This window comes from Bradyrhizobium sp. CB1015 (genome assembly GCF_025200925.1).
Taxonomy (GTDB): domain Bacteria; phylum Pseudomonadota; class Alphaproteobacteria; order Rhizobiales; family Xanthobacteraceae; genus Bradyrhizobium.
The window spans coordinates 3,599,391-3,622,552 of the sequence record NZ_CP104174.1; the positions used below are offsets into that span (position 1 = coordinate 3,599,391).

At 63.6% G+C, this 23,162-nt stretch carries 21 protein-coding genes; 13 read left to right on the forward strand and 8 right to left on the reverse strand.

Annotated elements, in window-relative coordinates; translation table 11 throughout:
- Nucleotides 1-65 precede the first annotated feature (65 nt).
- On the reverse strand, nucleotides 66-1,112 hold the full coding sequence (locus N2604_RS16415) for a transporter (protein WP_260375657.1): 1,047 nt from the start codon (nucleotides 1,110-1,112) through the stop codon (nucleotides 66-68).
- A gap of 321 nt (nucleotides 1,113-1,433) precedes the next feature.
- Between N2604_RS16415 and N2604_RS16420 the strand changes: the two genes are divergently transcribed.
- The 4 genes from N2604_RS16420 (at nucleotide 1,434) to N2604_RS16435 (ending at nucleotide 7,389) form a co-directional block, all read left to right on the forward strand.
- The gene (locus tag N2604_RS16420; RefSeq protein ID WP_260375658.1) at nucleotides 1,434-4,121 is read left to right on the forward strand and encodes an arylsulfatase; all 2,688 of its coding nucleotides are present in this window, start codon (nucleotides 1,434-1,436) and stop codon (nucleotides 4,119-4,121) included.
- A gap of 65 nt (nucleotides 4,122-4,186) precedes the next feature.
- Nucleotides 4,187-4,465, forward strand: a complete 279-nt coding sequence (locus N2604_RS16425; protein WP_260375659.1) for a hypothetical protein — start codon at nucleotides 4,187-4,189, stop codon at nucleotides 4,463-4,465.
- 30 nt (nucleotides 4,466-4,495) lie between these two features.
- A complete protein-coding gene (locus N2604_RS16430) occupies nucleotides 4,496-4,948 on the forward strand; it encodes a DUF2721 domain-containing protein (protein ID WP_260375660.1) in 453 nt (150 codons plus the stop codon).
- 35 nt (nucleotides 4,949-4,983) lie between these two features.
- The gene (locus tag N2604_RS16435) at nucleotides 4,984-7,389 is read left to right on the forward strand and encodes a cytochrome c3 family protein (RefSeq protein ID WP_260375661.1); all 2,406 of its coding nucleotides are present in this window, start codon (nucleotides 4,984-4,986) and stop codon (nucleotides 7,387-7,389) included.
- 74 nt (nucleotides 7,390-7,463) lie between these two features.
- Here the strand turns inward: N2604_RS16435 and N2604_RS16440 are convergent, their stop codons facing one another.
- Nucleotides 7,464-8,216 carry a hypothetical protein gene (locus N2604_RS16440; protein ID WP_260375662.1) on the reverse strand — a complete coding sequence of 251 codons (753 nt, stop codon included), beginning with the start codon at nucleotides 8,214-8,216 and terminating at the stop codon, nucleotides 7,464-7,466.
- 50 nt (nucleotides 8,217-8,266) lie between these two features.
- Here N2604_RS16440 and N2604_RS16445 point away from each other — a divergent pair, with 50 nt between their 5' ends.
- The 3 genes from N2604_RS16445 (at nucleotide 8,267) to N2604_RS16460 (ending at nucleotide 10,577) form a co-directional block, all read left to right on the forward strand.
- On the forward strand, nucleotides 8,267-9,241 hold the full coding sequence (locus N2604_RS16445) for an alpha/beta fold hydrolase (RefSeq protein WP_260375663.1): 975 nt from the start codon (nucleotides 8,267-8,269) through the stop codon (nucleotides 9,239-9,241).
- A 758-nt stretch (nucleotides 9,242-9,999) separates the two neighbouring features.
- Nucleotides 10,000-10,209 carry a cold-shock protein gene (locus N2604_RS16455; protein WP_027558854.1) on the forward strand — a complete coding sequence of 70 codons (210 nt, stop codon included), beginning with the start codon at nucleotides 10,000-10,002 and terminating at the stop codon, nucleotides 10,207-10,209.
- A gap of 113 nt (nucleotides 10,210-10,322) precedes the next feature.
- Entirely contained in the window at nucleotides 10,323-10,577 is a 255-nt protein-coding gene (locus N2604_RS16460; protein WP_260375665.1) for a transcriptional regulator, read from the forward strand.
- Between the two features lie 77 nt (nucleotides 10,578-10,654).
- Here N2604_RS16460 and N2604_RS16465 read toward each other — a convergent pair.
- Nucleotides 10,655-11,603 (reverse strand): IS630 family transposase gene (locus N2604_RS16465; RefSeq protein ID WP_260370926.1). Its coding sequence is split into 2 segments (ribosomal slippage): nucleotides 10,655-11,266 and nucleotides 11,268-11,603, totalling 948 coding nucleotides; the frame shifts between segments, so codons are not numbered across the junction.
- Nucleotides 11,604-11,683: 80 nt separating this feature from the next.
- Between N2604_RS16465 and N2604_RS16470 the strand changes: the two genes are divergently transcribed.
- Nucleotides 11,684-11,905, forward strand: coding sequence for a hypothetical protein (locus N2604_RS16470; protein ID WP_260375666.1), 222 nt, complete (start codon nucleotides 11,684-11,686; stop codon nucleotides 11,903-11,905).
- A gap of 11 nt (nucleotides 11,906-11,916) precedes the next feature.
- On the opposite strand, the gene N2604_RS16475 is transcribed toward N2604_RS16470, so the two are convergent.
- The 5 genes from N2604_RS16475 to N2604_RS16495 all read right to left on the reverse strand — a co-directional run bounded on the left by N2604_RS16475 (nucleotide 11,917) and on the right by N2604_RS16495 (nucleotide 16,606).
- Nucleotides 11,917-12,153 (reverse strand): DUF6894 family protein, encoded by a 237-nt coding sequence (locus N2604_RS16475; protein WP_260375667.1) that lies wholly within the window; start codon nucleotides 12,151-12,153, stop codon nucleotides 11,917-11,919.
- A gap of 11 nt (nucleotides 12,154-12,164) precedes the next feature.
- Nucleotides 12,165-12,347, reverse strand: coding sequence for a hypothetical protein (locus N2604_RS16480; RefSeq protein ID WP_025035185.1), 183 nt, complete (start codon nucleotides 12,345-12,347; stop codon nucleotides 12,165-12,167).
- A 412-nt stretch (nucleotides 12,348-12,759) separates the two neighbouring features.
- The gene (gene frc / locus N2604_RS16485) at nucleotides 12,760-14,037 is read right to left on the reverse strand and encodes a formyl-CoA transferase (protein ID WP_260375668.1); all 1,278 of its coding nucleotides are present in this window, start codon (nucleotides 14,035-14,037) and stop codon (nucleotides 12,760-12,762) included.
- A gap of 64 nt (nucleotides 14,038-14,101) precedes the next feature.
- On the reverse strand, nucleotides 14,102-15,835 hold the full coding sequence (gene oxc / locus N2604_RS16490) for an oxalyl-CoA decarboxylase (RefSeq protein ID WP_260375669.1): 1,734 nt from the start codon (nucleotides 15,833-15,835) through the stop codon (nucleotides 14,102-14,104).
- Nucleotides 15,836-15,910: 75 nt separating this feature from the next.
- Entirely contained in the window at nucleotides 15,911-16,606 is a 696-nt protein-coding gene (locus N2604_RS16495) for a GntR family transcriptional regulator (RefSeq protein WP_167406570.1), read from the reverse strand.
- Nucleotides 16,607-16,958: 352 nt separating this feature from the next.
- On the opposite strand from N2604_RS16495, the gene N2604_RS16500 reads away from it, so the two are divergent.
- The 5 genes from N2604_RS16500 to N2604_RS16520 all read left to right on the forward strand — a co-directional run bounded on the left by N2604_RS16500 (nucleotide 16,959) and on the right by N2604_RS16520 (nucleotide 23,151).
- Entirely contained in the window at nucleotides 16,959-19,088 is a 2,130-nt protein-coding gene (locus tag N2604_RS16500; protein WP_260375670.1) for an acetate--CoA ligase family protein, read from the forward strand.
- Nucleotides 19,089-19,252: 164 nt separating this feature from the next.
- Complete coding sequence (locus N2604_RS16505; protein ID WP_260376235.1) at nucleotides 19,253-20,095, forward strand: IclR family transcriptional regulator; 843 nt, start codon at nucleotides 19,253-19,255, stop codon at nucleotides 20,093-20,095.
- A gap of 106 nt (nucleotides 20,096-20,201) precedes the next feature.
- Entirely contained in the window at nucleotides 20,202-21,170 is a 969-nt protein-coding gene (locus N2604_RS16510; RefSeq protein ID WP_260375671.1) for a tripartite tricarboxylate transporter substrate binding protein, read from the forward strand.
- Nucleotides 21,167-21,652, forward strand: coding sequence for a tripartite tricarboxylate transporter TctB family protein (locus tag N2604_RS16515; protein ID WP_260375672.1), 486 nt, complete (start codon nucleotides 21,167-21,169; stop codon nucleotides 21,650-21,652). The genes N2604_RS16510 and N2604_RS16515 overlap by 4 nt, the downstream gene beginning before the upstream one ends.
- Nucleotides 21,652-23,151: a tripartite tricarboxylate transporter permease gene (locus tag N2604_RS16520; protein ID WP_260375673.1), complete on the forward strand. Its 1,500-nt coding sequence runs from the start codon at nucleotides 21,652-21,654 to the stop codon at nucleotides 23,149-23,151. The genes N2604_RS16515 and N2604_RS16520 overlap by 1 nt, the downstream gene beginning before the upstream one ends.
- Nucleotides 23,152-23,162: the final 11 nt, after the last annotated feature.

A 23,162-nucleotide genomic window follows, 5' to 3' on the forward strand; every position in this document is an offset into this window, starting at 1 on the left:
GCAGATGGTCTGGCCCGAGCGGCTAGACAGCCGCTTCGCCACCGGCGCCACCGTGAACGCCCGTGTCACTTCGTGATGACGTGCTTCGTCGGCGTCACCGCGGGCGGCGGTGCCGCCGGCGAAATCACGAACGTCACCCACGCGTTCCAGCCCTCGGGCCGATTTTCGGCGGCAAATTCCTTGTAGCCCTTGAAGTTCAGGTAGCCCTGTTTGTCGCCGACCGGGAAGATGAACCCGATCTGCGGGCCGATCCCGCCCACCCGCGAGCGGAAGCAGCCGACGCGATCGCCGGATCCGCTGTCGCAGCCGAGCTGCTGGTAGAAATAGCCGACGAGACCCACCTGCACCTGCTTGCTCAGGAACTGGGACGCGCCCCAGTCGAAGTGCATGTCCACGCCACTCTGATACTGTGTATCGGTGTTCTTGAAATTGTAGGTGAAGCCGAGCACGCCGGACAGCTCATGTCCGGTCTGCGGATTGAAATAGGTATAGCCGCCTCCCGCGTCGATCGCGCCGTGTCCGAGCCCGATATTGGCGAGCCGGGGCGACTGGTAGGCCCCGACCGGGATGTCACCCATGACGTAGGTCATGTAGTTGTTGACACCGGCGTTCCAGCGCAATGCGAATTGCGGGATCACATCGCCGAAGGCGGTCACGGAATCGCTGATCGAATCGAAGCGCGCGAAGGGAATCGAGCCCAGCGGCGTTGAGAGCGTCCCCGTCAGCAACCCGTTGAGCGAAGTGGTGTTGGCACCGTAGATTCCGATCAGGCTGGCCGAGGCCTGACCGCCGAGCACCGGCGTCGCGAAGACGTAGGTTGCATTCGACAGTCCGAGATCGACGTTCGCATTGACGTTCGCATTCAACGTCGCCGTCAGGTTCGCCGGAATTCGGCCGATCTGAATCTCGCGCGCACGCGCCACGTCACCACCGGCGGACACCGAGGTGTGATAGTAGATCGCGGCGGCCGTCCAGCCCGGCTGCTGAGGTGTGGCAGCAAGGCTGCCGAATGTGCCTGGAATCCAGAAGCTGATCCCGCTTTCGTCGGCCAGGATCTTTGTCGGTATCGATGCGACGGCCACAAACGCAACAGCGATAAACGCTTTTGTCATCCGCATGGTGACCCCTCCCGAACCACGAGATTCGCCTCAATGGGAGCGCCTAATATGATGCCGACAATATGACACAGGCTTCCGCGCTGGCCATAGCTGCATCAACTACGGGAATATTTGGTAGTCGGATGTCGCAACATGACAACAGTCCATCGCCATCTTACCTTTTGGGCAAATGAACTATCCGGGATAATCGGGAGTCCAGCCTACGTGTGCGAAAGGCGTCTGTCTCTGATCCATCATCTGGTCTGTTGATCCATATCAAATCCTTCTTCCAGTTGCCGGCAAATGATCCGCCTTCATTTGAAGGGAGGAATTGCAATGAGCACTGCTCGAACCTTCCATGTCGTCGCATTTTCACTGACACTTGCCTTTTCGGCACCGGCATTTGCGCAACAGGCGCAACAAGCGGCGCCACCACCCGGCTCACCCGCGGCAACCATCACCATCCCCGGCGACCAGCTTCCGCCCCCGCCGCAAAAATTCGGCGGCAAGATCGAGCGCGATGCCAGGGATTCAAAGCCGTATTGGCCTTCGCGCGTAGTGCCGCCGAAAGGCGCACCGAACGTCTTGCTGATCATCACTGACGATGCCGGCTATGGCGTACCCTCGACGTTCGGCGGCGTGATCCCCACGCCGGCGCTCGACCGCATCGCGCAGAACGGATTGCGCTACACCAATTTCCATTCGACCGCGCTGTGCTCACCAACACGCGCGGCACTCATCACCGGGCGTAACCATCACTCGGTGGGTTACGGCGTGATCGCCGAACAGGCCACCGGCTTCCCCGGCTACGACAGCATCATCACCAAGGACAAGGCGACGATCGGACGGATCCTTTCCGACAACGGCTATCGCACCGCGTGGTTCGGCAAGAACCACAATACGCCGGAATACCAGGCGAGCCAGGCAGGTCCGTTCGACCAGTGGCCGACCGGCATGGGCTTTGAATATTTCTACGGCTTCATGGGCGGCGACACCAACCAATGGCAGCCCGGCAATCTCGTCCGCAATACCACGCCGATCTATCCCTATGAAGGAAAGCCCGGCTGGAATCTGGTGACGGCCATGGCCGACGAGGCCATCGACTATGTCAATCGCATGAACGCGCTATCGCCGGATACGCCGTTCTTCATAAAGTTCGCGCCCGGCGCGACCCATGCCCCGCATCATCCGACGCCGGAGTGGGTGAAGAAGATCGGCGACATGCACTTGTTCGACCAGGGCTGGAACAAGCTGCGCGACACGATCTTCGAGAACCAGAAGCGGCTCGGCGTCATTCCGCAGAATGCGAAGATGACCCCGTGGCCGAAGGACCTGATCAAGGAATGGGATCAGCTTTCGGCCGATGAGAAGAAGCTGTTCATCCGCCAGGCTGACGTCTTCGCCGCGTTTGTCGCATACGCGGACAACGAAATCGGCCGCGTGATCCAGTCCATCCAGGATATGGGCAAGCTCGACAACACTCTCATCATCTACATCGAGGGCGACAACGGAACGAGCGCGGAGGGGCAACCCAACGGCACACCGAATGAAGTGGCGATGTTCAACCAGATCACCCCGTCGGTCGAGGACCAGCTCAAATATTTCTACGACGTCTGGGGCACCGACCGCACCTACAATCACATGTCGATCGGCTGGGCCTGGGCGTTCGACACGCCGTTCTCCTGGACCAAGCAGATCGTCTCCCACTTCGGCGGGACGCGGCAGGGCATGGCGATCTCCTGGCCGGACGTGATCAAGGACAAGGGTGGCATTCGCCATCAGTTCCACCACGTCATCGACGTCGTGCCGACGATTCTTGAGGCCGCGAAGATAAAGCAGCCGGACATCGTCGACGGTATCAAGCAGAGCCCAATCGAAGGCGTCAGCATGATGTACACGTTCGATGCCAAGAACGCGAATGCGCCTTCCACGCACACGACGCAGTACTTCGAGATGTTTGCCGATCGCGCCATCTATAACGACGGCTGGATCGCCAGCACCAAGGTCTTGCGTCCGCCGTGGGTGACGGTCGCGAAACTGCCGAGCCCGGGCGATTACCCCTGGGAGCTCTATGACCTGCGCAACGACTGGACGCAGGCTGAGGACGTCGCCGCCAAGAATCCGGACAAGCTGAAAGAGTTGCAGGCGCTGTTTTGGAAGGAGGCGGAAAAGTATCAGGTGCTGCCACTCGACTCGACGGTGGCCGCACGCATGATCACTCCGCGTCCGAGTCTCAGCGCCGGCCGCACAAGCTTTGCCTGGACGCGACCAATGACCGGCACGCCGAATGGTGATGCGCCGAGCTTGCTCAACTCCTCCTACAACTTCAAGGTTGACGTAGACATTCCGCAAGGAGGTGCCGAGGGCGTGCTGGTGACCCAGGGAGGCCGGTTTGGCGGCTATGGCCTCTATGTCCTGAAGAACAAGCCTGTGTTCACCTGGAACCTCGTCGATCTCAAACGCGTGCGTTGGGAAGGGCCCGAGCTCACACCGGGCAAGCACCTCATCGAGTTTGACTTCAAGTACGATGGTCTTGGTGCCGGCACCATGGTGTTCGGCAACTACACCGGCATCGGGCAAGGCGGCACCGGCACGCTGAAGGTCGATGGCAAGGCGGTGGCCACCGAGAAGATGGAGCACACTTTGCCGTTCATCCTGCAATGGGACGAGGCCTTTGACATCGGCTCAGACACCGGCACGCCGGTGGACGACAACGACTATCAGGTACCATTCGTCTTTACCGGAAAGATCAACAGGCTCACGCTGGATGTAGACCGGCCCAAGCTGAGCCCGGACGATGTCAAGCGGCTGCAGGAGGCCGCCCGCGCCGCCGGTGATGGGCCAACCGCCGACGATGGACAGACGGCTTCGTCCGGGACACAGGTGGGTACCGTTGGCCTGAGCCTTGTCGAAAAGATCCAGCTCCGGATCGACAAGCGAGAAGGTTGTCGCAAACAGGCCGAGGCGAGGGGCCTTGGTATGGTGGACCGCGTCAAGTTCGTCCAGGAGTGTGCCCGCCAATAGCTCGGCGCGAGACCGCCGGGAAGCCAATCGGCTTCCCGGCCAAATGCACACCGTCGGAGAGGCTCATGAAAAACGGCTGTTGGATATTCCTTTCGGCCCTTGCACTGATCGACGTCTTGTCCGTCGGCCGCACTGCGGCGCAGGGCGCGGCAGAGACGGTGCAGGGAATGCTCGCCGCACAGATCCGTTCGCAGGGTTTTGCGTGTGACAAGGCGCTCGGCGCGACGAAGGACAGCGCGCGCTCGAGGGCCGATCATGCGGTCTGGGTGCTGAGATGCAGCAACGCGAATTATCGAGTAAGCCGCGCACCGGACATGGCCGCCAAGGTCGAGCCGTTGCGGTGACGAGGCGCGCCAGCGCCGAACGGCGGTAACATGCAAAGCGTAACCGATCTGATCCCGATCACACCTTCGATCGACGAACTTGGCCGCATCATCGCCAATGTTGCGGCGCCCGCTTTCCTGCTCGGCGCGGTTGCTGCGTTCATCTCGGTCGTGATCTCGCGGATCAACCGGGTGATCGACCGCTCGCAGTTCATTCACGGCATTCCTGCGGGCGATTCTGCCAAGGCGTTCCTGAAAGCCGATCTGCCGCGGCTTCGGGAAAGGGCGCGGCTTCTGAACCGATCATTGTTCTCTTCCATCGTCGCGGCGATCCTGACGGCACTCATCATCTTCGTTGCATTCGTCAGCGCGCTCCTGCAAATCGCCCACGAATATGGGGTGGCGATCCTGTTCATGGCGGCCATGCTGATGTTCAGCGCCGCCCTCGTCGATCTGGCGCGCGAAACCAGGATTGCGCTTCACGACAGTGACCTGCACGTGTAAGCCGAGTGGCGGAATGGCTGGGGCGGTAAGCAGACGTGGCACGAGGCTCACGAAAGAACCGCAAGAAGGATAAGCTCCGCAAGGCGCCAGCGCCTGAACCGGTGCCGTCCGCGCCACCGCCGCTGCAAGTCCCTCACGGCGCCGGCAGCCGCTGGATCGTCGGCGCGAGCGCAGTCGTCGCCGTGACCGCCGTCGGACTGCTGTGGTTCGAACCATCGACGGGTCCCGTCCAGACGTCAGCGCCTGCCGAATTGGCCTTCGTCGGGAGCGAGTCCTGTGCCGGCTGCCATCCGGCAGAGACGAAGCTCTGGCAGATGTCGCAACACCGCCACGCCATGGATCATGCGACCGCGCAATCCGTGCGGGGCGATTTCAACGACGCCACTTTCGACTATGCCGGCACCCGCTCGCGCTTCTTCCGCAAGGACGACAAGTTCCTGGTCGAGACCGACGGGCCCGACGGCAAGCTCGCGACCTTCGAGGTGAAATACACCTTCGGGCTCGACCCGCTGCAGCAATATCTGATCCAATTCCCGGATGGCCGCGTCCAGGCTCTGTCCATCGCCTGGGACACGCGGCCGAAAGAGCAGGGCGGTCAGCGCTGGTTTCATCTCTATCCGGACAGCGCCATCACCAGCAGCGATTCCCTGCACTGGACCAAGCTGAACCAGAACTGGAATTTCATGTGTGCGGAGTGCCATTCCACTGATGTGTACAAGGGCTATGACCCCGGGAAGGATCGCTTCGTCACCAGATTTGCCGAGATCGGCGTCGGCTGCGAGGCGTGCCACGGCGCCGGCTCGCGGCATATCGCATGGGGGCGCAGAAAGCCGGCATCGCGCGGTCCCGATGGCGGATTGCTGGTCCGTTTCGACGAACGCTCGGGCATCACCTGGTCGGCTTCCGCCGACCGTTTGGCTCCGGTCCGCAGCGCACCGGCGCCCGCCTTGCGCAAGGAAGTCGAGACCTGCGGGCGCTGCCACGCGCGCCGCGGGCAGCTTTCGGAAGACTGGATACCGGGCCGATCGCTCTCCGACACACATCGCGTATCGCTGCTCGACCGCCAGCGCTTCCATGCCGACGGCCAGATGCGCGACGACGAGGAGACCTACAATTACGCGCCGTTCAAGCAGAGCAGGATGTTCGCCAAGGGCGTGACCTGCAGCGACTGCCACGACCCGCACAGCGCAACGTTGAAGGCGCCCGGAGACGGCGTTTGTTCGCAGTGCCATGCGTCCGCCAAATATGAATCCGTGGCGCACCGACATCATGCCGATGTCTCGCCGCAACCAAGCTGCGCATCCTGCCACATGCCGGAACGCCGTTACATGATCGTCGACCGCCGCCACGATCATGGCTTCCGCGTTCCGCGTCCCGATCTCTCGGTGCAGACGGGCGCACCGAATGCGTGCAACGACTGCCATCGCGACAAGCCGGCGGTCTGGGCAGCGCAGCAGATCGAGGGCTGGTTCGGGCCGGAGCGGCGCGGCCACCAGACCTATGCGCGGGCGTTTCATGCAGCCTGGAGCGAGGCTGCCGACGCGCAGGCGCAGCTCGCCGCGATCGCTGAATCGGCCGACGTTCCCGGGATCGTCCGCGCCAGCGCGCTGGCGGAGCTTCCGGCACCGACCCTCGATATGATCCGGCATGGGATTTCCGATTCCGATCCGCTCGTGAGGCTCGGCGCGCTGGATCGGCTCGAAGGAGCACCCGCCGATCAGCTCTGGCCGCTCGCCTCGCCGCAGCTGAGCGATCCCGTGCGTGGTGTGCGCATTCGCGCCGCCGAGCTTCTGGCCGCCGTGCCTTCTGCGCGCCGGCCAGCGGCCGATCGCGACAGGTTCACACGAGCGGCTGCCGAATTCGTTGCTGCGCAGAAGCTGAATGCGGATCGGCCGGATTCGCGAACGGCGCTCGGCAACTTCTTCCTGCGCGAGGCCAATCCCGGCGCAGCGGAGGCCGAATACCGCGCCGCCCTCAGGCTCGACCCCTCGTTTTCGGCGGGCGCGGTCAACCTGTCCGACTTGTACCGGCAGCTCGGACGCGACAGCGACGGGGAGAAAGTGCTGCGTGAAGCGCTCGCCGCGTCGGCGCAGGACGCATCTCTCCACCACGCGCTTGGTCTGACGCTCGTGCGCCTGAAGCGCAGCGAGGAGGCGCTCGACGAGCTGCGTCGGGCTGCCTCTCTTGACCCGGGCCAAATGCGGTACGCCTACGTCTATGCTGTCGGACTGAACGGAATGGGCCGGCGCGACGATGCATTGTCTGTGCTGAACCAGAGCCTGCGGGGACATCCGAACGATCCGGAGCTGCTCTCGGCCGCTTTGAACATCAGCAGGGAGACGGGAGACCGCGCGGCCGCGCTGGGTTATGCCGAGCGACTTGCGCTCCTCCGACCCGACGATCCACGGTTGGCGAACCTCATCCGGGAGCTCAAGCGATAGCTGAACCAGGGAGAGAGCGGCTCGCGCTGGCGGGGTTTCGCCGAAGCCAGGGCGGCGATGGGCTCACTTCGATCTCAAATCGCCGCCACGTCCTGGGGTGTCATCGTGAACGCCAGCCGGTAGCGGCCGACCGTCAGATGATTCTGAGCACCCGCCGCATGAAGCACCGATGGCGCCAACTGTGCGATCGCGGCAGACTCGACCACATCAGCATCGTAACCTGATAGCAGCACGATCCAGTCAGCGGCGCTGTCCTTGCCGCGGATCTGCTGTTCGGTGGTGGGCGCACTCGTCCGGGGTGTGTCGGTGAGGAGGAGGTGGGCGCCGGTCACCCCCGGCTTCGGAGCCAACGCGCCGAGCGTTTCCGAAAGGCGCGCCTGCAGCGTCGCCTCCCGTCCGGCGTGCGGCGACAGCCTGATGGTGGCGAGCGAAGTCGCCACACCCCCGCCAAAGCTGGCGACGATCCGGCACTGGCTGCGGACCATGCCGAGATGATGCGGCATCATCTTCGTCGACCATGGCGTCGGCGCATTGAGCCGATCGAGATAGCCGTTCGATGTGAGGACGTCGTAATGCTCGAGCTCATAGAGCACGAAAAAGCCTTCGGCGTCGGTCGTGCTGGTCCACCGTGATCCGCGCCGAAAGCCGGGAATGCTCATCCGCTCGGGAAAGTGCTCATGCGAATGCCAGTCTCCGAACTCGGTGCGCTGCTCGGGGCGAACGCTCCACCACATCGCGACGGCGGCCTTGCCGAGCAGTGACATGCTGATCTCCCTCTCGTTGTCCGCAGATTGCTTCAGGATGCGTTCCTGATCAATCAGCCACAATTCCGCTATCGTTTCCCGTTCTGCTCCGGCCCCGAAATCGGGGAGCTACGTTGCGCAGCACGATTTGGGCCTTTGCCGCCATCCTCTGCTGTCTCGCATCGCCTGTGCAGGCTGCAGGCATTCAGCTTCTCCAGTCCGATCCGGCGCTGTCGGGTGCAATCTGGTATCCGTGCGCGAGTGAGCCGACGCATGTGGCGCTCGGCAGTTTGTCGGTCGGTGCCGATTTCGACTTGAGGGGCGCGAAGGATTGTCCTGTCACGGGCGCGAAGCTGCCGCTCGTCATCTACTCGCACGGCCGGGGCGGATTTTTCGGGCAGCAGCATGACACGGCGGAGGCGCTGGCCGATGCCGGCTTCATCGTCGCCGCCATCAATCATCCCGGCGATACGTTCAGCGACTCCTCAAGGCGCGATACCCTGTCGGTTTGGGGATCGCGCCCGGCGGACATTGTGCGCCTGCTCGATTTTCTGTTGAACGACTGGAAGGACCGGGCGGCGATCGATCCCGCCAGGGTAGGCTTCGTCGGCTTCTCGCTGGGAGGGGCGACTGGTCTCGTGCTGATGGGCACCACGCCGGATTTCGCCAGGGTCGCCAGCCTCTGCAAGGAGACGACCGGCGTGTGCGCGCAGCTTCACAACGGCGAGACGCCCCCTGAGCCGATACGGGATTCGCGTATTCGCGCAGCCGTCATCGTTGATCCTGCACCGGCCACCCTGACGCGGGAGAACCTCGCTCTCGTCAAAGTGCCTTTCCAGTTCTGGCGCTCGCAGTTCGGTGGGCCCGGCGTCGGCGACGGCACGGGCAACGCGCGCGTCGCTGAAAGCTTGCCGGGTAAGCCTGAGACCCACGTCGTGCCGGCGGGTCACTATGCGTTCCTCGCGCCGTGCCCGGCCGATCTCGCGGCAGCCGTCCCGCGCATCTGCACCGATGTGCCGGCAGGTTTCGATCGGGCCGGATTTCACCGCGACTTCAATGCGGCGGTGGTGCAGTTCTTTCGCGGGCAGCTCGTCGGCGGAGATCGCTGAACACGCGGTTGCGTCATGTCGGAGCCCGCAGGCCAGGAGAGTTCAGCCATGCCTCGATCTCGATGGCGGTCTCGTCCTGCCGTACCCTTCGTAGCAGCCTCTCGCGATGCTGACCGGGAGGAAGCAAGCGGGCTTCGTCTCGCGAACGCCTGGCGTCGTCTGTCAGACGTTGCTTGAGAGTTTCGGTCCGCTTGATGTCGTTTTGAAGCCGTCCCATGGCGCTGCTCCATGCTGGAGAAGGCGGGAGCGCAATGCGTTCTCATCACCGATAGATGCCACGAGCCGGGCGGTGATGACGAACTCTACCACAGTTCGCGAGAGGATTGATCGTATAAATTGTCATTTGCCTGGAACTTCGGAGGCGATCGCCGCCGTTGCACCGGTCGCTTGCGCGGGACGTCTCGCGCGGTCCACGACCGGCAGGTGACGTCGATCCGACAGGGGCGCGAGTGCATGTGTCGATGTGAGGCGCGCGGGGCGGAAGTCAAATCGAGTTTTGTGACGATTTCGTCCGGCACTTGCGCCAGATATCAGGAGTCGAATCCTCAAATGCGAGAACGTTCCGCCGAAGGCGGCGCGCAATTAAATATGGTTCAAGCCTTGTAAGTGCTCGCGATGAGGTATACCTTCACTCTATTCGTTCAGCCGCTGTGCTTGTTGAATGCGCCTGCGGGCTCCTTTTCCAGAGACATCGACGAATTGAATCGATCTGCGTGATCGTCACGCGGAATGCGCGCCTATGCGCTTTGGAGAAGAGAATGACGACAGGTACTGTGAAGTGGTTCAACGGCCAGAAGGGCTTTGGATTCATTCAACCCGACGACGGCGGCAATGACGTGTTCGTTCACGTCAGCGCGGTCGAGCGGGCTGGTCTTGCGGGCCTCGCCGAGGGCCAGAAGGTCAACTTCGAGACCAAGACCGACAAGATGCGGGGCAAGGTCAGCGCGGAGAATCTCTCGCTGGCTTGAGCTCTGTACGGCCGTTTCACGGATGTACTGAAACGGCTATGCGACCCGCTCGATCGTAAGGGATTGAGCGGGTTCTCTCCGTTGCCGAGCAGGCGAAAAACGAGCGCGACGAGATGAGCGCCAGGAAATCGGCCGAACCGTCCCCCGAATCCATCGCGCGATCCGAGCGTAAACGCTTGGCCGCTGAAGAGGGCGCGCGGGCGATCGCCGATGTCGAAAGGCGCGCTGTCGATATCCGCAGCAACATGGCGCGGCTGCGCGAGCTGCGTGAGGCCAAGGAAGCAGCCGAGCAAGCAGCCGATGCCAGCCTTCGCGCTTCGTCTCCGGCGCCTGCACCGAAGAAGCGCACGAGGAAATTGCTGAGATAGCCGAATTCGACGAGGCAGACGACGATCTGAAAAGGGCCGTTCACATGCGAAAGAATGCGGGTCGTGCCTAGAGCATTTCACATTTTGATTGAAGCGTAACCGGCGTTAGCGAAGTAGTTGGCACATTCACGAGGCTGGATGTCCTGGACGAGGTGACCGATGTGGCGCCAAGTGTCCTCGATGGTGCGCTTTTGAGCTTGCCGCATCCAATGTTTGATCTTGGAGAAGGCCTGTTCGATCGGATTGAGGTCGGGCGAGTATGGCGGCAGGTACCAGAGCCTGGCGCCAGCCGCCTTGATCATCTGCCTGACGGCTCTCGACTTGTGGCTTCCGAGATTGTCGAGAATGACGATATCGCCCTCGCGCAGGGTCGGAAGGAGGAGGTGCTTCACGTAAGCGCGGAAGCATTGGCCGTTGATCGGCCCATCGAAGACGCAGGGGGCGGTGAGCTGGTCGTGGCGGAGTGCGCCGAGGAATGTGAGGGTACGCCAGTGCCCGTGCGGGGCGAAGCCGCGCAGGCGTGCCCCTTTGGGGCCCCAGCCCCGCAAGGGGGCCATGTTGGTCTTGATCCAGGTCTCATCGATGAAGACGAGCCGGCCCGGATCAAGTCCGGTCTGCCAGGACCGCCAACGCTGGCGCCTACGAGAGACGTCGGCGCGAGCCTGTTCGAGCGCGAACAGTGTTTTTTTTGAACCGCAGCCCTTCCCGACGCAGGAACAGCCAGACTGCATTGTGTGAGACCTTAACCCCACGGGCAGCCAGCTCCGCCTTCAGACCATGCAGCGTCAGGTGCGGCGTCTGAGTGATCCGCTCGACGATGAAGGCGCGGTGCGGATCAAGCACAGGCTTGCGGTGACCACCCATCTTGCCAGGCGCTACCGAGCCGGTCGTTCGATAACGCTGCGACCACTTCACAACCGACGAGACCGCAACACCAAACCGTGCCGCCACAGAACGGCAGCTCTCACCCTTGGCAACCGCGGATACCGCACGCTTACGTAAATCGTTGGAAATTGGTCGGACCATGGGATGCTGGCCTCCAGCCCAGCCAGCATCTTGAATCATATTCGCCCCAGATCCGGAATCCCTTCCGATTCAATAAATTCGTGAACCGCTCTAGGATCAAACCCGATGGCGGCGGTACAATCACCTTCTTTCTTGCGCTCGGCGCAGGGCGACAGCTGTGCCGTCTTGCGACGACCTTCGAGACGCAGAAGCAGGCCTTCAGCTATCTTCAGAAATATCGGACGGAGTTCGAGCGCATCGCGCGGGCGCGGCTGGCGTCCGGGGAGCTCGAGGACGGGGTCATCGTGCTCTCGATGCTGTGAAGCTTGCGATCTCAATCGTTCGACCGGGCGGTCCCGAACAGAAATGCCGCCCGAAAGATCGGGCCATTGTCGTCGCGAACCTCGATCGCCAGGCTGCAGCTGCTGGCCGACGGCACGAGGTCTTTGGCGGTGTCCGCAAGCGAAAGTGCAGCTTCGATCTCGGCAGCCCTCTGGTTCGCCAGGGTCAGTCCCTCTTCGTCCACAGAGAGTGCCTGGCCGTCCCTGATGTCGAAGTAATAATGCGACACCGGCAGTTCCCTTATCTGCGACGATTTCCCTGCTCGGCCTCTCGCGCCAGCCGTTCCGCTTTCAGGCGCTCGCGATTTTCGTGATGGGATTGTTGCGCCTTTGCATAGTCGGTCATCGGCTTCTTGGTCTCGACCGGCTTGAATGCCTTGTTGGCCTCCCGCAGGGCCCGGGACGCGGGATGATCTCTCGTCATGTCGACCTCGATGTCGGCGAAGGGGCGTGATCTCGAAACGCGCCCGACCGGGCGTGTCCAGCTCGCGGGCCGGTAGCGTTTGACTTGTCGTCGGATGGCCGGCTGCGCTCCAAGCGTGCTCCGGTGCAGGAGATAACGAGGCGCAACCCAGTCGGTTCCAATTAAGGCAGCTTCAATTCGGCATCGATGCTTGGTAACTCGCCTGGCGACGATGGCATAGTACCCCTGTTTTGCCCGACGGGTCAGAATTTTTTCGCCGAATCAGCAATGTCGTTGCGTGCCAATGGGATGGCTACTGTGCATGGGGTTGTTTTTCAGCTTTTGAGTTCGGGCCTGCGAAGCACGGCGTTCCTGCAGCAAAAAGGCCGCCCCTTCGGGCGGCCCTTTCATCTCATTCGAGGGTGGTGGTCGCTTACTCCGCGGCCTGCTTCTGCGGCGGGGCGAGCGCGCCCGACTTGTGGATATCGGCGACCTGGTGATCGCTGAAGCCGAGCACCGAGCGCAGGATCTCGTCGGTGTGCTCGCCGAGCAGCGGCGAACGGGTGACTTCAGCCGGCGAGTCCGACAGCTTGATAGGGTTGCCGACCGAGATGTACTTGCCGCGGGTGGGGTGGTCGACCTCGACCACGGTGCCGGTCGCGCGGAGCGACTGGTCTTCGGCGATCTCCTTCATCGACAGGATCGGGCCGCAGGGGATGTCGTCCTTGTTGAGGATCTCCATCGCCTCGAACTTGGTCTTCGTCATCGTCCATTGCTCGATGCGCGCAAAAATCTCGTTGAGGCGCGGCAGGCGGGCGGCCGGCTTGGCGTAATTCGGATCGGTCTTCCAGGTGGGCTCCCCGATCACGTCGCAGATCTTCTCCCAGACCGGGGCCTGGGTGATGAAGTAGATGTAGGCGTTGGGATCGGTCTCCCAGCCCTTGCACTTCAGGATACGGCCGGGCTGGCCGCCGCCGGAATCGTTGCCGGCGCGCGGCACGGCGTCGCCGAACGGCACGCCTTCGCCGAACTGGCTGTATTCCTTGAGCGGGCCGTGCGCGAGGCGCTGCTGGTCGCGCAGCTTGACGCGGCAGAGGTTGAGCACGCCGTCCTGCATCGCGGCGGTGACGCGCTGGCCCTTGCCGCTGTGGGTGCGCTGATACAGCGCGGTGACGATGCCGAGCGCGAGATGCAGGCCGGTGCCGGAATCGCCGATCTGCGCGCCGGTGACGAGCGGCAGGCCGTCGCGGAAGCCGGTGGTGGAGGCGGCGCCGCCGGTGCACTGGGCGACGTTCTCATAGACCTTGCAGTCTTCGTACGGTCCGGGGCCAAACCCCTTGATCGAGGCGACGATCATCCTCGGGTTGATCTGTTGGATCTTCTCCCAGGGGAAGCCCATGCGGTCGAGCACGCCGGGGCCGAAGTTTTCGACCAGCACGTCGCACTTCTTGATCAGCTCGGTCAGGACTTCCTTGCCCTTGGGGTTCTTGGTGTCGAGCGTGATCGAGCGCTTGTTGTGGTTGAGCATGGTGAAATACAGGCTGTCCACGTTCGGGATGTCCTGCAGCTGGCCGCGGGTGATGTCACCCACGCCGGGGCGTTCCACCTTGATCACGTCGGCGCCGAACCATGCCAGCAACTGCGTGCAGGTCGGTCCGGACTGGACGTGGGTGAAGTCGAGAATGCGAACGCCCTCGAGCGCTTTGGTCATCATATTGCTCCGTACTCTGTCTGCCCCTGCTAACCACAGGGAATAAGGGGTTGAGGGGGTGGACTCACTTCTTCTTCTGCAGAACGCTCTGCGGATTGAGGTTGCCGATGCGGCCGCTCTCCGAGCCCGCGGCCGGATCGATCACCGCGTTGATGAGCGTCGGCTTGCCGGACTTCATGGCGTCGTTGACGGCGCGCTTCAGCTCGTCGGGCGAGGTCGCGTTGACGCCGACGCCGCCGAAGGCTTCCATCATCTTGTCGTAGCGCGCGCCCTTGACGAACACGGTCGTCGCCGGATCGGAGTTGGCGCCGTTGACGTCGGTGCCGCGATAGATGCCGTCATTGTTGAAGATGACGACGCAGATCGGAAGGTTGTAGCGGCAGATGGTCTCGACTTCCATGCCGGAGAAGCCGAACGCCGAGTCGCCCTCCACGGCGAGCACGGGATGGCCGGTCTCGAGCGCAGCGGCGATCGCCTGGCCCATGCCGATGCCCATTACGCCCCAGGTGCCGACGTCGAGACGCTTGCGCGGGCGGTACATGTCGATGACGCCGCGGGCGAGGTCGAGCGTGTTGGCACCCTCGTTGACGAGGATCGCCTCGGGATGCTCCTTGATGACGTTCTTCAAGACGCCGAGCGCGCCGTGATAATCCATCGGCGATTTGTTGTTCATGAGCTTCGGCGCCATCTTGGCGACGTTCTCTTCGCGCTTGGTCGAGACGGCCTTGGTCCATTCGGCGGGCGGGGCGGTCCAGCTCGAGCCCATCGCCTGGTTGAAGGCGGAGACCACCGAGCCGATGTCGCCGACGACGGGCGCGACGATCTCGACGTTGGAGTCCATCTCCTTCGGCTCGATGTCGACCTGGATGAACTTCTTTGGCGTTTCACCCCAGCTCTTGCCCTTGCCGTGCGACAGCAGCCAGTTCAGCCGCGCGCCGATCAGCATGACGACGTCGGACTCCTTCAGCACGGTCGAGCGGGCGGCGCCGGCGCATTGCGGATGCGTGTCGGGCAGCAGGCCCTTGGCCATGCTCATGGGCAGGAACGGCACGCCGCTCTTCTCGACGAAGCTCTTGATCTCTTCGTCGGCCTGCGCGTAGGCCGCGCCCTTGCCGAGGATGATGAGCGGACGCTTGGCGCTCTTGAGCACGTCGAGCGCGCGCTTCACCGAAGCGGGCGAGGGGATCTGCGCCGGCGCCGCGTCGATCACCTTGACCAGCGACTTCTGGCCGGCCTCGGCGTTCATGACCTGGCCGAACAGCTTGGCCGGCAGGTCGAGATAGACGCCGCCCGGACGGCCCGAGACCGCGGCGCGGATGGCACGGGCGAAACCGATGCCGATGTCCTGGGCGTGCAGCACGCGATAGGCCGCCTTGCACAGCGGCTTGGCGATCGCGAGCTGGTCCATCTCCTCGTAGTCGCCCTGCTGCAGGTCGACGATCTCGCGCTCGGAGGAGCCCGAGACCAGGATCATCGGATAGCAATTGGTGGTGGCGTGGGCGAGGGCGGTGAGACCGTTGAGGAAGCCGGGTGCGGAGACCGTGAGGCAGACGCCGGGCTTCTTGGTGAGATAGCCGGCGATGCCCGCGGCGTAGCCGGCGTTCTGCTCGTGGCGGAACGAGATCACGCGAATGCCGGCGGCCTGCGCCATGCGGCCCAAATCCGTGATCGGGATGCCCGGCACATTATAGATGGTGTTGATGCCGTTCAGCTTGAGCGCGTCGATGACGAGATGGAAGCCATCCGTCAGTTCCTGCTCGGTGCCCGGTGCTTCGGACTTGGTCGCGGTATTCAGCATGGGCCTTGTCTCCCTGGTCTCAAGGTCGTTGGGGCGAATGGTTCGCCCTTCTGGTGAACGTTGCTAAGTGAAAAGTTACGTAAACAGTTCTTGGCCGTGCGCTTCGACGTAAGCGGCAAGGCCGAGGGTGTGATCGCGGGCGCGCTTCTCGGCAAGCTCGGTGTCGCGCGCTTCGAGCGCTTCGATGATGCCGAGATGCTCGGGCAGGGACGTCGCGGTGCGGTCCTTGCGGCCGATGGTCAGCTGGCGATAACCGCGCACGTGCAAGAGGAGGTCGTTGGTGAGATCGACCAGCACGGGGGATTCCGACAGCGAGATCAGCGCCTGGTGGAAGGCGATGTTGGCTTTGGAATATTCCTCGACATGATCCTCGGGCAGGCGGTCCTTGCCGAAGTCCTTGAAGAAGTCGCGCAGCGCCGTGATGTCCTTCTTGCGCGCGGTGGTGGTGATGAGGCGGGCGGCCATGCTCTCCAGCGCCGCCCAGGCGCGGATCATGTCGACGATCTCGCTCTTGGTCCGGCGCACCACCATGATGCCGCGGCGCGGCACCGTCTTCACGAAACCGTCCTGCTCGAGCATCGCGATGGCTTCGCGGATCGGGGTGCGGCTGACGCCGAGACGTTCGGACAAAGCGCGCTCGTCGAGCATCACCGGCTCGGGCGTCGAATAGATGTCCATCTTGAGGATGGCTTCCTTCAAGGCGTCATACGCCTTGTTCTTGAAGCTGCTCTCCGGGGCAATACGAACGATTGCAATGTCTGCCTCGGCCATGTTCGGCAACGCCTTGGTTGGTTTCCGTAGTGACACGACGAATCTCCTCCAGTGGGAGTCGTCTTTTACAGGAATATTAACGGGAAAGTTTTTGGCATACCACATGCCAGAATGTCAAGCTGCCTATTTTTTGCGGCGTTCTGGGGCATGCACCAGCTTGACAAGTTGGCTTCTGGCATACCAAATGCCATCGCCAGCCATTTTTGGTCCAAGCCGGCGGAGTAGTCTTTAGGCCTCATGCCACTCCGTTCCGCCGCATGGAACAGAGCGCGGCGAATGGCAAGCATCACGGGCAGCCGCAAACCACGCGCGCGCTTTGAAAAGAACGAACTCAGGTCAAGGGAGAAGCCACATGTCCAATTCCAAAGATGCCGTCCGCAAGGTGCTTGACCAGGTCAAGGCGGACAACCGCACCAGCCTGACGGCGCCGGAAGGCAAGCTGGTCTGCGACGCCTACGGCATTCCGGTGCCGAAGGAGGGCGTGGCCAAGTCGGCGGGCGAGGCCGGCAAGATGGCTTCGTCCATGGGCTTTCCGGTGGTGATGAAGATCGTCTCGCCGGACATTCTCCACAAGACCGAAGCCGGCGGCGTCATCGTCGGCCTCAAGACCGCCGACGAGGCCGAGAAGGCTTACGAGACCATTCTTTCCAATGCCAAGAAGTACAAGGCCGATGCCAAGATCGAAGGCGTCCAGGTGCAGCAGATGCTGGCGGGCGGCACCGAGGTCATCGTCGGCTCGATCACCGACGGCTCGTTCGGCAAGCTGGTCGCCTTCGGCCTCGGCGGCGTGCTGGTCGAAGTCCTGAAAGATATCACCTTCCGCCTCGCGCCGGCGACCAAGGAGGACGCGCTCTCGATGCTCGACGGCATCCAGGCGCACGAGATCCTGAAGGGCGTGCGCGGCGGCGAGCCGGTGAACCGCAATGCGCTGGCCGAAATCATCGTCAAGGTCTCGCAGCTCGTCACCGATTTCCCTGAAATCGTCGAGCTCGACCTCAACCCGGTGTTCGCGACGCCGAAGGGAGCCACGGCCGCAGACGTCCGCATCGTCGTCGACTTCGCCTATGTGCCGAAGCCCAAGCCGCGGCCGACCGAAGAGATCGTCGCGGCAATGAACCGCATCATGCAGCCGAAGGCGGTCGCCGTGATCGGCGCCTCCGCGGAGGACGGCAAGATCGGCAATTCCGTAATGAAGAACCTCATCAACGGCGGCTACAAGGGCGAGATCATTCCGATCCATCCCAAGGCCGCCGAGATCCTCGGCTACAAGGCCTACAAGAGCGTCAAGGACGTGCCTGGTGTGATCGACGTCGCGGTGTTCGCGATTCCCGCGAAATTCGTCGCTGCTGCGCTGACCGAATGCGGCGAGAAGAAGATCCCGGGCGCCGTGCTGATCCCGTCAGGCTTCGCCGAAGCCGGCGCGCCGGAGCTGCAGGCCGAGATCGTCGAGGTCGGCAAGAAGTACGACATCCGCCTGATGGGGCCGAACATCTACGGCTTCTACTATACCCCGGCCAATCTCTGCGCGACCTTCTGCACCGCCTATGACGTCAAGGGCCATGCGGCGCTGTCGTCGCAGTCGGGCGGCATCGGCATGGCCATCATCGGCTTCTCGCGCTCGGCCAAGATGGGCGTCTCGGCGATCGTCGGCCTCGGCAACAAGTCCGACATCGACGAGGACGATCTGCTCGCCTTCTTCGAGCAGGACCCGAACACCAATCTGATCGCGCAGCACTGCGAAGACCTCAAGGACGGTCGTGCCTTCGCGGAAGCCGCCAAGCGCGTCTCCAAGAAGAAGCCAGTGGTGGTGCTCAAGGCCGGCCGCACCTCGGCCGGCGCGAAGGCGGCGTCCTCCCACACCGGTGCGCTCGCCGGCAACGACCGCATCTACGAGGACGTGTTCAAACAGTCCGGCGTGATCCGTGCCCGCAGTCTGCGCCAGCTGCTCGAATTCGCCCGCGGCGTGCCGGTGCTGCCGACGCCGAAGGGCGAGAACGTGCTGATCATCACCGGTGCCGGCGGCTCGGGCGTGCTGCTGTCGGACTCCTGCGTCGACAACGGGCTGTCGTTGATGTCGATGCCGCCGGATCTCGATGCCGCCTTCCGCAAGTTCATCCCGCCGTTTGGTGCGGCCGGTAATCCCGTGGATATCACCGGCGGCGAGCCGCCGATCACCTACGTCAACACCGTGAAGCTCGGCCTGTCGGATGAGCGCATTCACGCGCTGATCCTCGGCTATTGGCACACCATCGTCACCCCGCCGATGGTGTTCGCCCGCAACATGGTCGAGGTGAAGAAGGAGATGGAGGCGAAGGGGTTTGTGAAGCCGATGGTCGCCTCTCTCGCCGGCGACGTCGAGGTCGAGGAAGCCGCCGAATATCTCTACCAGAACGGCATCCCGGCCTACGCCTATTCGACCGAGCTGCCGGTCGAGGTGCTTGGTGCCAAGTACAAGTGGGCGCGCGGGGCAGGGCTGCTCTGAGCGCTAGCTCTCCTGTCATCCCGGGGCGACGCGAAGCGTCGAACTATGGTGCGCAATTGCGCACCTGAGGATCTCGAGATTCCGGGTCTGGTATGCCAGGCCCGCGCTGCGCGCAGTCCCGGCGCACCATCCCGGAATGACGGATGCAAAAGCGGCAGGTCGCGATGAGCAAGAACGTGATCCGGCGCAAATCGCTCGAGCCCAAATCGGCGGTGGAGGCCGATCACGAGGGCCGCGACGGTGGCGTGCAGTCGGTCGACCGCGCGCTGTCGATCATCGAGACGCTGGCCGAGGACGACGAGGGTTATCGTCTCAGCGATCTCGCGATCCGCACCGGCCTGTCGGCGTCCACCGTGCACCGGCTGCTCGCAACGCTCGAAAGCCGCCGCTTCGTGCAATTCGACCGTGGCGAGTCCAAATGGCATGTCGGCGTGCGCAGCTTCACGGTTGGCGCGAGCTTTGCGCGGAGACGCAATTTCTCCGCGCAGGCGATTCCATATTTGCGCAAGCTACGTGATCTCACCCGCGAAACAGCCAATCTCGCCGTGGTCGACGATGAATTCATCATCGTGCTGACGCGCATGGAAAGCCGCGAGATCATGCGCTCGCTGACCAAGGTCGGCGGCCGCGTCCCCATGGTGACCTCCGGTGTCGGCAAGGCGGTGCTCGCAACCTATTCAGACGAGGACGTCGGCGCCGTCATCCGCCATCACGGCATGCCGCGCCTGACCGAGAAGTCGATCGTGCGCCCGAGCGACCTGTTCAGGGAGCTCGAGAAAATCCGCAAGCAGGGCTTTGCCGTCGACGATGAGGAGGCGCAGATCGGCCTGCGCTGCGTCGCCGCGGTGGTATACAACGCGCTGGCCGAACCGCTTGCCGCGATCTCCGTATCCGGCATGACCAGCCGCGTCACCGATGAACGGTTGCCGGAGATCGGACAAATCGTCCGGGAAGTGGCGGCCGAACTCACGACCGCGCTTGGCGGGGCGATCCCGGCGCCCCGCTGACCAAAAACCCTGAGGCATGTCACTGGACAGCATCGGCCGTTTTGGTTGATATGCGACCAAACGACACAATGCGGCGAACGTCCGCATGAGCCCTGGAGATGCCCTCATGTTCCGATTTCCCGCGCGCCTTGTCGGCGCAGCCGTCGCGTTGACCCTGGCGGCAGCCAATCCGGGCTTTGCCCAGCAGCTCGAGCTCAAGCTGATGGCGCCGGCGGCTCCGGGCGGAGGCTGGGACCAGACTGCGCGCTCGATGCAGCAGGCGCTGGTGGCTGCGGGCGTCGCCCGCAGCGTGCAGGTCACCAACGTTCCCGGCGCAGGTGGCAGCGTCGGCATCGCCCAATTCGTCAACGGCGCCAAGGGCGACGGCAACCAGATGATGGTCAACGGCTTCGTCATGGTCGGCGCGCTCGCCATGAACAAGTCGCCGGTGACGCTGGAGCAGGTGACGCCGATCGCGCGCCTCACCGAGGAAATCCAGGTGATCGTGGTTCCAGCAAACTCGCCGATCAAGAATGCGCAGGATCTGGCCGCCGCGGTGAAGGCGGATATCGCCAAGGTCACCTTTGCCGGCGGCTCGGCTGGCGGCGTCGACCATGTGATGGCGGCCTTGTTCGCCAGCGCGGTCGGCGCCGATGCCAAGAAGATCAACTACATCCCGTTCTCCGGCGGCGGCGAGTCGCTCGCGGCGATCCTCGGCGGCAAGGTCACCGCGGGCATTTCGGGCCTCAGCGAATATGAAGGGCAGATCAAGTCCGGCAAGCTGCGTGCGATCGGCGTGACCTCGGAGAAGCGCATCGCAGGCAGCGATATTCCCACCTTCAAGGAGCAGGGCATCGACCTCGTGATCGCCAATTGGCGTTCGGTGGTCGCGCCTCCCGGCATCACGCCGGAGCAGCGCAAGACCTTGAGCGATGCGGTCGAGAAGATGGTGAAGTCCGACGCCTGGAAGGAGATCCTCAAGCAGAAGGGCTGGGAGGACGCCTATCTCGGCGGCGACGCTTTTGCCGACTTCCTGAAGAAGGAAACGGCCCGCGTGACCGACGTGCTGAAATCGGTCGGCTTGGTCAAGTCATGACCTCAGGCGATCCCGTGCAGCCGCCGCGGCGCGTCGACCGCGCCGGTCTCGTCATCGCTGCATTGCTTGCAGGCCTCGCCGCGGTGCTGGTCTGGGACGCGCGCGGCCTGCAATCCGCGGCGATGTACGGGATGGGACCGGAGGCGATGCCGGTCGTGGTCGCCAGCGGCCTTGCGCTGCTTGCGATCGGCAACTTCATCGACGCGCTGCGGGGCAACTTGCCGGCACGCGAGAGCGCCGATCCCGTGCCTGTGGTTCTGATCCTCGTCGGTCTTGCGCTGCTGATCGCCATCATCGGCTTTGGCGGCGGCTTCATCCTGGCGACCTCGGCACTGTTCGTGACGACCTCGGCGGCCTTCGGACGCCGTGCCATCCTCATCGACGCCATCATCGCCCTCGTGATGTCGACCCTCATTTACCTGGCGTTCGACCGGTTGTTGACGCTGAGCCTGCCTGCCGGCCCACTGGAGCGACTGCTGTGATGGATACCTTTGCCGCGCTGGCTCACGGCATGGCGGTCGCCGTCCAGCCGATGAACCTGCTTTACGCGCTGATCGGCGTGTTCCTCGGCACGGCCGTGGGCGTGCTGCCCGGCATCGGCCCGGCACTGACGGTCGCGCTGCTGCTGCCGGTGACCTACAAGCTCGACCCCGGCGGCTCGCTGATCATGTTCGCCGGCATATACTATGGCGGCATGTATGGTGGATCGACCACCGCGATCCTCATCAACACGCCCGGCGAGAGCGCCTCGATGGCCACCGCGCTCGAAGGCAACAAGATGGCCAAGGCGGGCCGCGGGGGGCCGGCGCTTGCGACCTCCGCAATCGGCTCCTTCGTCGCCGGCACCATCGCCACCGTCGGGCTCGCCTTCCTTGCACCATGGCTGGTCGATGTCGCCGTGCGCTTCGGCCCAGAGGATTACTTCGCGCTGATGTGCGTCGCCTTCGTCACGGTGTCGGCGACCTTCGGCGATTCCCCGATCCGCGGCCTGACCAGCCTGTTCATCGGTCTGACGCTCGGCCTCGTCGGCATCGACAAGCTGACGGGTCAGGCGCGGCTTGCATTCGGCGTCCCCGAGCTGCTCGATGGCGTTGAAGTCACAACGCTTGCCGTCGGCCTGTTCGCGGTGGGCGAGGCGCTCTATGTCGCATCTCGCCGCCACCATACCGAGGAGAAGCTGGAGCCGGTGCGCGGCTCGCTGTGGATGACCAAGGAGGACTGGAAGCGGTCCTGGAAGCCATGGCTGCGCGGGACCATGTTCGGTTTCCCGATCGGTGCGCTGCCGGCCGGCGGCGCGGAGATCCCGACCTTCCTGTCCTATTCGACCGAGAAGCGGCTGACGGAGCACCCCGAAGAGTTCGGTAAGGGCGCGATCGAAGGCGTCGCCGGCCCCGAGGCCGCCAACAACGCTTCCGCCGCGGGCACGCTGGTGCCGCTGCTGACGCTGGGCCTGCCGACCTCGGCGACCGCCGCGATGATGCTGGCTGGCTTCCAGCAATATGGTCTCAATCCGGGCCCGCTGCTGTTCGCCGAGCGGCCAGACCTCGTGTGGGGCCTGATCGCCAGCCTGTTCATCGCCAACATGATGCTGCTGGTGCTCAATCTGCCGCTGGTCGGCCTGTGGGTGCGGCTGCTCGCGATCCCGCAGCCGTGGCTCTATGCCGGCATCCTCGTGTTCGCGACCATGGGCACCATCGCGGCAAAGCCGTCGGTGGTGGAATTGTCGATGCTCGCCGGTTTCGGCGTGCTTGGCTTCCTGATGCGCCGGTTCGATTTCCCGATCGCGCCCGTCGTCGTCGGCCTGATTCTCGGCCCGATTGCCGAGAGCCAGCTCCGCCGCGCGCTCGCGATCAGCCTCGGCGACCCCATGGCGCTGCTGCAAAGCCCGATCTCGGCGACGCTGCTCGGCATCGCGCTGATCGCGCTGGTGGCGCCCTTCGTGCTGAAGGGGTTGGGGCGGTTCAAGGCAAACGAGGACTAGCTAGGGCGTGT

Bases quoted from the DNA above. Each gene is read 5' to 3' on its own strand.
- N2604_RS16455 (WP_027558854.1), top strand. From the start codon at position 10,000: ATGACGACAGGTACTGTGAAGTGGTTCAACGGCCAGAAGGGCTTTGGA.
- N2604_RS16415 (WP_260375657.1), bottom strand. From the start codon at position 1,112: ATGACAAAAGCGTTTATCGCTGTTGCGTTTGTGGCCGTCGCATCGATA.
- frc (WP_260375668.1), bottom strand. From the start codon at position 14,037: ATGACCAAAGCGCTCGAGGGCGTTCGCATTCTCGACTTCACCCACGTC.
- N2604_RS16495 (WP_167406570.1), bottom strand. From the start codon at position 16,606: ATGGCCGAGGCAGACATTGCAATCGTTCGTATTGCCCCGGAGAGCAGC.
- N2604_RS16430 (WP_260375660.1), top strand. From the start codon at position 4,496: ATGCAAAGCGTAACCGATCTGATCCCGATCACACCTTCGATCGACGAA.
- N2604_RS16515 (WP_260375672.1), top strand. From the start codon at position 21,167: ATGACCTCAGGCGATCCCGTGCAGCCGCCGCGGCGCGTCGACCGCGCC.
- N2604_RS16425 (WP_260375659.1), top strand. From the start codon at position 4,187: ATGAAAAACGGCTGTTGGATATTCCTTTCGGCCCTTGCACTGATCGAC.
- N2604_RS16500 (WP_260375670.1), top strand. From the start codon at position 16,959: ATGTCCAATTCCAAAGATGCCGTCCGCAAGGTGCTTGACCAGGTCAAG.
- N2604_RS16505 (WP_260376235.1), top strand. From the start codon at position 19,253: ATGAGCAAGAACGTGATCCGGCGCAAATCGCTCGAGCCCAAATCGGCG.
- N2604_RS16460 (WP_260375665.1), top strand. From the start codon at position 10,323: ATGAGCGCCAGGAAATCGGCCGAACCGTCCCCCGAATCCATCGCGCGA.
- oxc (WP_260375669.1), bottom strand. From the start codon at position 15,835: ATGCTGAATACCGCGACCAAGTCCGAAGCACCGGGCACCGAGCAGGAA.
- N2604_RS16420 (WP_260375658.1), top strand. From the start codon at position 1,434: ATGAGCACTGCTCGAACCTTCCATGTCGTCGCATTTTCACTGACACTT.
- N2604_RS16520 (WP_260375673.1), top strand. From the start codon at position 21,652: ATGGATACCTTTGCCGCGCTGGCTCACGGCATGGCGGTCGCCGTCCAG.
- N2604_RS16510 (WP_260375671.1), top strand. From the start codon at position 20,202: ATGTTCCGATTTCCCGCGCGCCTTGTCGGCGCAGCCGTCGCGTTGACC.
- N2604_RS16480 (WP_025035185.1), bottom strand. From the start codon at position 12,347: ATGACGAGAGATCATCCCGCGTCCCGGGCCCTGCGGGAGGCCAACAAG.